This is a genomic window from Corynebacterium jeikeium (genome assembly GCF_000738175.1).
Lineage (GTDB): Bacteria > Actinomycetota > Actinomycetes > Mycobacteriales > Mycobacteriaceae > Corynebacterium > Corynebacterium jeikeium_C.
On record NZ_JFCH01000056.1, the window covers coordinates 1 to 5,507 of the forward strand.

Genomic DNA, 5,507 nt, shown 5'->3' on the forward strand with positions numbered 1-5,507 from the left:
GTGCCGTTCCAGACACTGCATAACAGACGCGAGCACACTCACAATGCGACAAGAAATCAAAACCCTAGCACACAAATAATGTGTTGAACATCGGCTAATTAGTACCGGTCACCTCCATCACTCACATGACTTCCAGATCCGGCCTATCAACCCCATAATCTACAGGGAACCTCAAAAGAAACCTCATCTCAGAACAGGCTTCCCGCTTAGATGCTTTCAGCGGTTATCCCTCCCATACGTAGCCAACCAGCCATGCCACGGGCGTGACAACTGGCCCACCAGAGGTATGTCCGTCCCGGTCCTCTCGTACTAGGGACAGCCTTCTACAAGTTTCAACGCGCACGGCGGATAGAGACCGAACTGTCTCACGACGTTCTAAACCCAGCTCGCGTGCCGCTTTAATGGGCGAACAGCCCAACCCTTGGGACCTACTCCAGCCCCAGGATGCGACGAGCCGACATCGAGGTGCCAAACCATCCCGTCGATATGGACTCTTGGGGAAGATCAGCCTGTTATCCCCGGGGTACCTTTTATCCGTTGAGCGACACCGCTTCCACAAGCCGGTGCCGGATCACTAGTCCCTACTTTCGTACCTGCTCGACCTGTCAGTCTCACAGTCAAGCTCCCTTGTGCACTTACACTCAACACCTGATTGCCAACCAGGCTGAGGGAACCTTTGGGCGCCTCCGTTACACTTTGGGAGGCAACCGCCCCAGTTAAACTACCCACCAGGCACTGTCCCTAACCCGGATCACGGGCCGAGGTTCAGATGCCCAATCCGATCAGAGTGGTATTTCACCAACGACTCCACAACCACTAGCGTAGCCGCTTCACAGTCTCCCACCTATCCTACACAAACCGAACCGAACACCAATACCAAGCTATAGTGAAGGTCCCGGGGTCTTTTCGTCCTGCCGCGCGTAACGAGCATCTTTACTCGTACTGCAATTTCACCGGGCCTGTGGTTGAGACAGCAGGGAAGTCGTTACGCCATTCGTGCAGGTCGGAACTTACCCGACAAGGAATTTCGCTACCTTAGGATGGTTATAGTTACCACCGCCGTTTACTGGGGCTTAAATTCTCCGCTTCGGACAAAAGTCCTAACAGGTCCTCTTAACCTTCCAGCACCGGGCAGGCGTCAGTCCGTATACATCGACTTACCCGTCTTCGCACGGACCTGTGTTTTTAGTAAACAGTCGCTTCCCTCTATTCTCTGCGACCACCACCAGCTCAACACGTCGTTCACCAGCAGTGGCACCCCTTCTCCCGAAGTTACGGGGCCATTTTGCCGAATTCCTTAACCACAGTTCACCCGAACGCCTTAGTATTCTCTACCTGACCACCTGTGTCGGTTTACGGTACGGGCCGTACATGCACTCACTAGAGGCTTTTCTCGACAGCATAGGATCACCAACATCCCCACAACGGGTACGCATCACGCCTCACCCACATGCAGGACGGATTTACCTAATCCTGCGGGCCACACGCTTACACCACAATCCAATCAGTGGCTTGGCTACCTTCCTGCGTCACCCCATCGCTTGGCTACTACCAGATCAGGTCCCACGCATCCACACACCACACACACAAAGTGCATGTGACACGCTTCAGGGTGGTTAGTATCACTGATTCACCATTGGTCGCACACACACGGGTACGGGAATATCAACCCGTTAACCATCGACTACGCCTGTCGGCCTCGCCTTAGGACCCGACTCACCCTGGGAAGATTAGCTTGACCCAGGAACCCTTAGTCATCCGGCGGATACGTTTCACACGCATCATTCGCTACTCATGCCTGCATTCTCACTCGCATAACCTCCACCACACGGTCACCCGGCAGCTTCCACGATCACACGACGCTCCCCTACCAACCCAACCAAAAGATTGAGTTCCGCGGTTTCGGCGGTGTACTTGAGCCCCACTACATTGTCGGCGCAGAACCACTCGACCAGTGAGCTATTACGCACTCTTTCAAGGATGGCTGCTTCTAAGCCAACCTCCTGGCTGTCTTCGCGATCCCACATCCTTTTCCACTTAGCACACTCTTAGGGGCCTTAACCGGCGATCTGGGCTGTTTCCCTCTCGACTAACGAAGCTTATCCCCCGCAGTCTCACTGCCGCATTCTGACTTACCGGCATTCGGAGTTTGGCTGACGTCGCTAAGATGATAGTCCCGCTCAACCAACCAGTAGCTCTACCTCCGGCAAGAAACACACGACGCTGCACCTAAATGCATTTCGGGGAGAACCAGCTATCACGGAGTTTGATTGGCCTTTCACCCCTACCCACAACTCATCCCCTCAGTTTTCAACCTAAGTGGGTTCGCGCCTCCACAGCCTCTTACAGCTGCTTCACACTGGCCATGGGTAGATCACCCCGCTTCGGGTCCAGGACACGCCACTAAAAACACCCTCATTAGGATTCGGTTTCCCTACGGCTACCCCACAACACGGGTTAACCTCGCGACATGCCGCTGACTCGCAGGCTCATTCTTCAAAAGGCACGCCATCACCCTCTAAAAGGCTCTGACGGCTTGTAGGCACACGGTTTCAGGTACTATTTCACTCCCCTCCCGGGGTACTTTTCACCATTCCCTCACGGTACTCATACACTATCGGTCACAATAAGTATTCAGGCTTACCGGGCGGTCCCGGCAGATTCACAGCAGATTCCACGAGCCCGCTGCTACTCGGGTACATCATGTCAACCCCAACACCACATGCTTTCACGTACCGGACTCTCACCGTCTACGGCAGGCCATTCCAAACCACTTCCGCTAACACATGACACCAGGGCACGGCATGGCAGCACCGCACAACACAACCCCACAACCCCACACACGCAACCCCTGCCAGGTATCACACGCATGCAGTTTAGCCAAAATCCACGTTCGCTCGCCGCTACTAGCAGAATCATTATTATTTTCTTCTCCTACGGGTACTAAGATGTTTCACTTCCCCGCGTTACCACCACACAAACTATGAATTCATCCATGCAGCGACCACACACAACTGTGGCCAGGTTTCCCCATTCGGACACCCTCGGATCAACGCTCGATTGACAACTCCCCGAGGACTATCGCGGCCTTCCACGTCCTTCATCGGCTTATCATGCCCAAGGCATCCACCGTGCGCCCTTCACAGACAACACACAAATACTAAGACACCCACACACCAACCACACAAACAAAACATCCATGCAGCCAGCGCGTGAACAACAATGATTTCAAACAAAAATCACAAAAAAGAAGATACTCGCGTCCACTATACAGTTCTCAAACAACACTGAACACCCACAACACACAAACAACCACACAGAAGTGATCATCCGCCCATTAGCAAGCATCCACACANAAGGAACAAACAGATTGTCCCAGACACCCAACAGCCATGACAAACCAAAACTTCGCTCACCCAACCCCAACACAAGTGCCAACCCCAACACATTAAACATCCACAGTTACGACCTGAACAAAACAGCACCCAACAACCACCAACAAAGGATGGTTGAACCGGCTACCTATTCACCCAGAAACAAAAACAAAAAATAAAAACTCCTTAGAAAGGAGGTGATCCAGCCGCACCTTCCGGTACGGCTACCTTGTTACGACTTCGTCCCAATCGCCGATCCCACCTTCGACAGCTCCCTAACAAGTTTGGGCCACTGGCTTCGGGTGTTACCAACTTTCATGACGTGACGGGCGGTGTGTACAAGGCCCGGGAACGTATTCACCGCAGCGTTGCTGATCTGCGATTACTAGCGACTCCGACTTCATGGAGTCGAGTTGCAGACTCCAATCCGAACTGAGACCGGCTTTAAGGGATTAGCTCCACCTCACGGTATCGCAACCCACTGTACCGACCATTGTAGCATGTGTGAAGCCCTGGACATAAGGGGCATGATGATTTGACGTCATCCCCACCTTCCTCCGAGTTAACCCCGGCAGTCTCTCGCGAGTCCCCACCATAACGTGCTGGCAACACAAGACAAGGGTTGCGCTCGTTGCGGGACTTAACCCAACATCTCACGACACGAGCTGACGACAACCATGCACCACCTGTACACCAGCCACAAGGGAAACTACATCTCTGCAGCGATCCGGTGTATGTCAAGCCCAGGTAAGGTTCTTCGCGTTGCATCGAATTAATCCACATGCTCCGCCGCTTGTGCGGGCCCCCGTCAATTCCTTTGAGTTTTAGCCTTGCGGCCGTACTCCCCAGGCGGGGCGCTTAATGCGTTAGCTACGGCACGGGAATCGTAAATAAAACCCCCACACCTAGCGCCCACCGTTTACGGCATGGACTACCAGGGTATCTAATCCTGTTCGCTACCCATGCTTTCGCTCCTCAGCGTCAGTAACTGCCCAGAGACCTGCCTTCGCCATCGGTGTTCCTCCTGATATCTGCGCATTTCACCGCTACACCAGGAATTCCAGTCTCCCCTACAGCACTCTAGTTATGCCCGTATCGCCTGCACGCCCGAAGTTAAGCCCCGGGATTTCACAGACGACGCGACAAACCACCTACGAGCTCTTTACGCCCAGTAATTCCGGACAACGCTCGCACCCTACGTATTACCGCGGCTGCTGGCACGTAGTTAGCCGGTGCTTCTTATCCAGGTACCGTCACCAAAAGGCTTCTTCCCTAGCGAAAGGAGTTTACAACCCGAAGGCCGTCATCCCCCACGCGGCGTCGCTGCATCAGGCTTGCGCCCATTGTGCAATATTCCCCACTGCTGCCTCCCGTAGGAGTCTGGGCCGTGTCTCAGTCCCAATGTGGCCGTACACCCTCTCAGGCCGGCTACCCGTCGTCGCCTTGGTAGGCCATTACCCCACCAACAAGCTGATAGGCCGCGGGCTCATCTTGCACCGAAAAACTTTCCACCACACACACTAAAGCATGGTCCTATCCGGTATTAGACCCAGTTTCCCAGGCTTATCCCGAAGTGCAAGGCAGATCACCCACGTGTTACTCACCCGTTCGCCACTCGAGTACCCCTTGCAAGCAAAGGGCCTTTCCGTTCGACTTGCATGTGTTAAGCACGCCGCCAGCGTTCGTCCTGAGCCAGGATCAAACTCTCCATAAAAATGCCATCAGACACATGGTGAGCCTGAAAACCAGGCAAACAAAAAACTACTGACAAAAGAATTGAAAAAAGGATAAATAAATCACATCAACCAACACCAACAACACAAAACGCCGCTGACTATTGATCAGACACAACATACATCCCAAAAACTTTTCCAATAACCATTCATCAGCCCAACAAGCACCCGTAAAAAGGCGACTCCTGCTGGGATACGCACATTACATATCGTGGACACGTTAAAACCACGCTGGCGTAACCACCACCAACCCACAATCCATGCGAGCCAATGGAGCACTGAAACAAGTCACAAAAGTAATAAAGACATACAATGCATCAGAATCAACACAAAGGTTGGTCAACAAAGTATCTAAACTTGGTTCATCACGCTATTGAGTTCTCAAACAACCTACGCACAC

The 5,507-nt window shown here is 53.1% G+C and carries 2 rRNA genes; both read right to left on the minus strand.

The window, feature by feature from the left end:
- Positions 1–77 precede the first annotated feature (77 nt).
- A 23S ribosomal RNA gene (locus tag JQ46_RS09500) occupies positions 78–3,154 on the minus strand.
- Positions 3,155–3,564: 410 nt separating this feature from the next.
- Positions 3,565–5,088, minus strand: a 16S ribosomal RNA gene (locus JQ46_RS09505).
- The 16S and 23S rRNA genes sit together here, the layout of an rRNA operon.
- Positions 5,089–5,507: the final 419 nt, after the last annotated feature.